Annotated in this window: 1 protein-coding gene; it reads right to left on the bottom strand. The window is 48.6% G+C overall.

The window, feature by feature from the left end; all coding sequences use genetic code 11:
- Nucleotides 1-243: CoA-transferase (locus tag AC1M9H_RS14425; protein WP_481613665.1), on the bottom strand; the 243-nt coding region annotated here is incomplete at both ends.

Here is a 243-nt window from a genome sequence, read left to right as displayed (position 1 = left end):
GGATGGCATCAGGTGCACCGGTATGCCAGTTTGCAAGATCACCATTTTCAGCGACTTGGAAAGCACCCAAGACTGCGATGTCTAAATGACCACCACGCATCATGGCAAATGAATCACCATGATGGAAGAAAGCTCCGCCTTCTAGCAGGGTTACAAACTCTTTACCCGCGTTAATTAACTCAGGGTCACGGTCTTCTTCCGCAGGGGGTGGACCAAAGGCCAATAAACCATTTTCAGAATGTA

The organism is Acinetobacter sp. ANC_7512 (genome assembly GCF_056779935.1).
The sequence above is the reverse complement of the archived record's forward strand: the minus strand, read 5'-3'. Positions and strand labels throughout refer to the sequence as shown.